The organism is Stenotrophomonas sp. P5_A8 (assembly GCF_056400545.1).
The window spans coordinates 1-4,702 of the sequence record NZ_JBFULB010000301.1 but is presented as its reverse complement, the minus strand read 5'-3'; the positions used below and the strand labels follow the sequence as shown (position 1 = coordinate 4,702).

Annotated in this window: 3 protein-coding genes; all 3 read right to left on the bottom strand. The window is 68.6% G+C overall.

The window, feature by feature from the left end; translation table 11 throughout:
* Nucleotides 1–192: 192 nt before the first annotated feature.
* Nucleotides 193–1,074 (bottom strand): bifunctional methylenetetrahydrofolate dehydrogenase/methenyltetrahydrofolate cyclohydrolase FolD, encoded by an 882-nt coding sequence (gene folD, locus AC1DQP_RS16760; protein WP_256773954.1) that lies wholly within the window; start codon nt 1,072–1,074, stop codon nt 193–195.
* A gap of 148 nt (nt 1,075–1,222) precedes the next feature.
* Entirely contained in the window at nt 1,223–3,049 is a 1,827-nt protein-coding gene (locus tag AC1DQP_RS16755; protein WP_478052044.1) for a monovalent cation:proton antiporter-2 (CPA2) family protein, read from the bottom strand.
* A 255-nt stretch (nt 3,050–3,304) separates the two neighbouring features.
* Nucleotides 3,305–4,444 carry a molybdopterin-synthase adenylyltransferase MoeB gene (gene moeB, locus AC1DQP_RS16750; protein WP_457318652.1) on the bottom strand — a complete coding sequence of 380 codons (1,140 nt, stop codon included), beginning with the start codon at nt 4,442–4,444 and terminating at the stop codon, nt 3,305–3,307.
* Nucleotides 4,445–4,702 lie beyond the last annotated feature (258 nt).

Here is a 4,702-nt window from a genome sequence, read left to right as displayed (position 1 = left end):
GTGGCACACCGATCCAGGCGCAGCCGACCAACGGTCGGCTCTACCCGAGGTCGCGGCTGCGCCAGATGCCGGTCAGCCCGGGATCGCTGCCGCGGCAGGTGTCGGTCTGCCCGGGATCACGGCCACAGCAGGTGCGGGTCGGCCCGGGATCACGGCCGCGGGAGGTGCCGACCGCGAGTCAGGACCAGACGGTCAGAAGGCTTCCGCCGCCTCGATGGTGTTCTGCATCAACGTCGCCACGGTCATCGGCCCGACCCCGCCCGGGACCGGGGTGATCCAGCTTGCGCGCTCGGCGGCGGCCTCGAAGCCCACGTCGCCGACCAGGCGGCCGTCGTCGAGGCGGTTGATGCCCACATCGATCACCACCGCGCCCGGCTTGACCCATTCGCCGGGAACGATGCCCGGACGGCCCACCGCCACCACCAGGATGTCGGCGTCACGCACGCTGCGCTCGAGCACGTCGCGCGGGGTGAACTTGTGGCAGCTGGTCACGGTGCAGCCGGCGATCAGCAGCTCCAGCCCCATCGGCCGGCCGACATGGTTGCTCACGCCCACGATGGTGGCGTTGCGGCCACGCACCGGCTGGTCGGTGTGGCCCAGCAGCGTCACGATGCCGCGCGGCGTGCAGGGGCGCAGGCCGAACTCGCGCAGGGCCAGGTGGCCGACGTTTTCCGGATGGAAACCGTCCACGTCCTTGCGCGGGTCGATGCGGTGGATGAGGCGGCTGGCGTCGGGGATACCCGGCAGCGGCAACTGCACCAGGATGCCGTGGATCTTCGGATCGTGGTTGAGCTGGTCGATCAGCGCCAGCAGTTCGGCCTCGGTGGTGCCGGCCGGCAGATCGTAATCGAAGGCTTCGATGCCGACCTTCTCGGCCGCGCGGCGCTTGTTGCGCACGTACACGGTCGAGGCCGGGTCACCGCCAACCAGCACCACGGCCAGGCCCGGGCGGCTGCCACCGGCGGCCAGACGGGCATCGACCCGGACCTTGAGGCTGTCCAGCAGGTCTTCGGCGATGCGGCGTCCGTCCAGGATGCGGGCGGGGGCGGCGGGTGCGGGGGTCGGTGAGCTCATCGAGGGCGGCAGGCGTGGGGGCGACGGTCGTCCATTGTCCCTGATTCAGGCCCCCTCGCCCACCGGTCGTGGTGGCCGCTGGCCCACGCCCCCATCCGCCCGGATGGCGCTGCATGGTTGCCGGCCAGCGGCCGGCACTACCTGATCGTCATTCCTCTTCCGGCAACGCGTCCGCGTTCAGCGTGCGCGCCTTGCGCTTGGGCGCAGTGAACGGCGTCGGCGTCGGCACGCCGGGCAGCGAATTACCGAACGTCATGTGCGCACCGGCGATGAGTCCGCCGCCAGCGATTTCCAGCTCGAAGCGCTCGGCATCGCGGCGACGGATCTCGCGGGCGATGGTCGCTGCATCCTCTTCGCCCAGGCCGAGTTCGACCAGCGCGGCCTCGCCGAAGGCGACCGCCGATTCGAACGTCTCGCGGATCTGGAAATCGACGCCGGCATGGATCAGGCGCAAGGAGTGTTCGCGGTCGAAGGAGCGCACCAGCAGCTTGGCCTGCGGGAATTGGTGGGCGACCAGTTCGACGATGCGGTCGGCCTGCGCGCTGTCGTTGACGCACACCGCGATGGCACGCGCCACGCCGGCACCGGAGGCGTGCAGCACGTCCAGCCGGGTGCCGTCGCCGTAGTAGATCTTGAAGCCGAACTTCTCCGCGCTCTGGATCATCTCGATGTCGTTGTCGATGATGGTCACGTCCACATCGCGCGCCAGCAGCGACTGGCTGGCGACCTGGCCGAAGCGGCCAAAACCGATCATCAACACGCTGCCGGACATGCCATCGGCCGCTTCCACGCCCTCCAGCGAGATCACGCGGTCGGGCATCAGCTTGTCGTGCAGCAGCACGAACAGCGGGGTCAGCGCCATCGACAGCACCACGATCGCGGTCAGGTTGGCATTGACCTCCACCCCGATCACGCCCGCCGCGGCAGCTGCGGAAAACAGCACGAAGGCGAACTCGCCGCCCTGCGCCATCACCACGCCTCTGTCCAGCGCCTGGCGGTGGTCGCTGCCCATGATCCGCGCCACCGCGTAGATGCACGCCGCCTTGGCCAGCATCAGCGCGAGCACGCCGGACACGATCAGCGGCCAGTTGTTGGCTACAACGGTCAGGTCCAGCGCCATGCCTACGCTGAGGAAGAACAGGCCGAGCAGAATGCCGCGGAACGGCTCGATGTCCGCCTCGATCTGGTGGCGGAAGGTGGATTCGCTGAGCAGCACGCCGGCCAGGAACGCGCCCATCGCCATCGACAGCCCACCCAGTTGCATCAGCAACGCCGCGCCGAGCACCACCAGCAACGCAGCGGCCGTCATGACCTCGCGCGCCTTGGCTGCGGCCAGGATGCGGAACAGCGGGTTGAGCAGGAACCGCCCCACCAGCACCAGCCCGACGATCGCACCCGCGCCGATGCCCACGCTGAGCCAGCGCGAAGTTTCACCGGCATCGGCCTGCACCGGTGCGATGAACGCGACCACCGCCAGCAACGGCACGATCAGCAGGTCTTCGAACAGCAGGATCGAGACGATCTTCTGGCCCGAGGGCAAGGCGATGTCGCCGCGCTCGGCCAGCAGCTGCATCACCACGGCGGTGGAGGTCAGCACGAAGCCGAACGCACCGATGAAGGCGACTTTGACCGGCAGGCCCAGCAACATGCACACCCCGGTGAGCACCGCGCCGCAGACCACGATCTGCAGCGTGCCCAATCCGAAGATTTCGTTGCGCAGCCCCCACAGGTGCGAGGGGCGCATCTCCAGTCCGATCACGAACAGGAACATCACCACGCCGAGTTCGGCGGTATGCAGGATGGCCTGGGGGTCGGCGAACCATCCAAAACCGAACGGACCGATCGCCAGGCCCGCGGCGAAATAGCCCAGCACCGAGCCCAGCCCAAGCCGACGGAACAGCGGCACCATGACCACTGCCGCACCCAGCAGGGCGACTACTTTCACCAGTTCACTGGCACCTGCTTCCACCGCCATGCGGTTGTTTCCCCGAACTACATTGATGGAGACAACGATAGGGCAAAGCTTCGGATGGAAGTAGCGTGCGTGTTAGGTTTTATCGTGCCGAAAACAGAACGATGACGGGACTCACTTGGCAGATCGTCTCGCAAACAGCGCCATAACACCGCGCAGACCCGGTAGAGCCGACCCATGGTCGGCTGCTCGCCCCGCCGGAGACCGCGCCAAGGACAGCCGACCATGGGTCGGCTCTACCCTGCCCCGCGACCCGCATCAGATGCTGTTGCAGAACGCGGCGTAGTCGATATAGCCGGGGAAGGCCCTGCCGGGCGCACACAGGGGGCAGTCCGGATCGGGGCGCAGGCGCGTCTCACGAAAATGCATGCCCAACGCATCGAAGGTCAGCAGCCGCCCGACCAGCGGCTCGCCCATCCCCAGCAGCAGCTTGAGCACTTCGGTGGCCTGCAGCAGCCCGACCATCCCCGGCAGCACGCCGAGCACGCCGGCTTCGGCGCAGTTGGGCGCGAATTCGGGCGGCGGCGGCTCCGGGAACAGGCAGCGGTAGCACGGCGCCTGCCCGCGATGGCGGCCAGCATCGAACACGCTGACCTGCCCGGTGAAGCGCTCCACCGCGCCGTACACCAGCGGGATGCCGTGCTGGATGCAGGCATCGTTGAGCAGGTAGCGCAGCGGAAAATTGTCCGAGCCGTCCAGCACCACGTCGACCCCGTCGAGCAGGGCATCCACATTCGCCGAGGTGACGCGCGCCTGCACCGCGTCGATGTCCAACTGCGGGTTCAGCGCCAGCAGCCGTTCGCGCGCCGACAGCACCTTGGGCGTGCCGATGCTGGCGTCGGTGTGCAGGATCTGCCGGTGCAGGTTGCTGCGCTCCACCACGTCATCGTCGGCGATGCGCAGGTGTCCTACCCCGGCGGCGGCGAGATAGAAACCGGCCGGCGCGCCGAGGCCGCCGGCCCCGACCATCAGCACGCGCGCAGCCAGCAATGCCTGCTGACCGGCCACGCCCACCTGCGGCAGCAGCAGGTGACGCGCATAACGTTCGTTGAAATCTGCGTCCGCCTCGCTCTGCAGCGGCTGCACCAGCGGCAGGCCGTCAGCACGCCAGGCGGTGGTGCCGCCGTGGACCGACGCCACGTGGGTATACCCGTGATCCAGCAAGGCAAGCGCGGCGTCCATCGAGCGCTTGCCGCTCTGGCAGATGAGGACGAACTCGCGGTCGGTGGCCGGCAGATGCGTCGCCGGCGCGGCCAGCAGGTCGCCCTTGGCGATGCCCAGCGCGCCTTCGGCCATGCCGCTGGCCCGCTCGTGCGCCTCGCGGACGTCGATCAGCAGGGCGCCGCTGGCGATGCGTGCGCGGGCCTGACCGGGGGTGAGTTCGGGAACGGTGCTCATGCGAGGATTATCGCGCAGACGGACAGGGGGATTGGGGGGCGGTAGAGCCGAGCCATGCTCGGCTGCTCCAGGCGTCGGTAATTGCTAGGTGCAAGGGCCTTGCCGAGCATGGCTCGGCACTACCGGGGTCGATCATTGCCGCGCTGCGYGTGGGCTGCCGAGARTGGCTCGGCACTACCGGGKTCGATCATTGCCACGCTGTGCGTGGCCTGCCGAGCGTGGCTCGGCACTACCGGSGTCGATCATTGCCGCGCTGCG

What these genes read in the sequence shown, in the direction of transcription:
- folD (WP_256773954.1), bottom strand. Translation starts at nt 1,074, where the DNA reads ATGAGCTCACCGACCCCCGCACCCGCCGCCCCCGCCCGCATCCTGGAC.
- AC1DQP_RS16755 (WP_478052044.1), bottom strand. Translation starts at nt 3,049, where the DNA reads ATGGCGGTGGAAGCAGGTGCCAGTGAACTGGTGAAAGTAGTCGCCCTG.
- moeB (WP_457318652.1), bottom strand. Translation starts at nt 4,444, where the DNA reads ATGAGCACCGTTCCCGAACTCACCCCCGGTCAGGCCCGCGCACGCATC.